The 1072-nt window shown below is 58.1% G+C and carries 2 pseudogenes; both read left to right on the top strand.

From position 1 onward, the window contains the following. Window positions 1-822: pseudogene (locus tag EOC06_RS44645) on the top strand (recombinase family protein); the annotation flags it as partial. Window positions 823-843: 21 nt separating this feature from the next. Next, window positions 844-1072, top strand: a pseudogene (locus EOC06_RS37685) (recombinase family protein); the annotation flags it as partial.

Below are 1072 nucleotides of genomic sequence, written 5' to 3'. Positions count from 1 at the left end.
ATCAAACGGCTGCGTTATCAAGCGCTGCTCGCAGAACGGCAATACGATCGGGTTGACCCAGACAATCGGCTGATCGCGGCAGAGTTGGAGCGCCGTTGGGAGAGGGCTCTGCGTGAGCTTCGTCAAGCGGAGGATGCACTTGAGCGCCATCGCGCGATGCAAAGTCAATCTGACGATCTGACGCCGACAGAACAGAATGATTTTATCGCTGCCAGTTCGCAACTTCCTGAATTTTGGCAGAGACCTGACATAGAGTGGGGACGCAAGAAAGCCTTAATACGCAGCTTGATCGACAAAGTGATCCTGCAACGGGTGGTCCGAGATCGGATTACGATCCGCATCGTTTGGCGAGGCGGTGAAGTTACCGAACGCGAGGTCGAGCCGAGAGTTCATGCCTTGAGCGCCCTGTCTCGCGGCGCCGAGATGGAGGTCCGGCTGCTCGAACTGGCTCATCAAGGGCTCGACGACACGGCAATAGCTGCCAGACTGACTAAGGAAGGTTTCCGCTCACCGCGCCGCAGCTACGTTCCTGTGCGCACCGTCCAGGTCGTCCGACAAGGCCATCGCGTATTGAGGCAGTCTACACCAGCCCGCTCTCACCACATTCCCGGGTGGCTATCGGTGTCTGAATTAGCGATGGCGGCGGACGTTTCTCGCTCCTGGATACGGCATCGAATCCGCAATGGCGTGATCAGTATCCACCAAAGCGCCACTCACAAACGCGTTCTGTTTCCAGATGCCGCTGCAACAATCGCCGCAATAAAAGAGCTCAAATCCGGCGTGCGGCAACACCTCGACTTTACTCAATCCGCTACCGAATGAGGGTATCAACATGATAGTTCGTACGACCCGGCCAGCTTCAACGACAGACTTCTTTGGGTTTGAAAGGAACGATGTCGGAAGCGGAGTTGCACTTCCTCAAGGCGCGCATGCGCGGCGGCCAACTCAACAAGGCAAGCCGCGGCGATCTGAAGATAGGCCCGCCCGTGGGCTTGGTCTACTTGCCCGATGGCACCCTCGCACTCGACCCGGACGCCGAGGTGCAGGCCGCGCTCCGCATGGTGTTCACCAC

It is taken from the genome of Mesorhizobium sp. M7A.F.Ca.MR.362.00.0.0, from assembly GCF_004023175.1.
Taxonomy (GTDB): domain Bacteria; phylum Pseudomonadota; class Alphaproteobacteria; order Rhizobiales; family Rhizobiaceae; genus Mesorhizobium.
The sequence above is the reverse complement of the archived record's forward strand: the minus strand, read 5'-3'. Positions and strand labels throughout refer to the sequence as shown.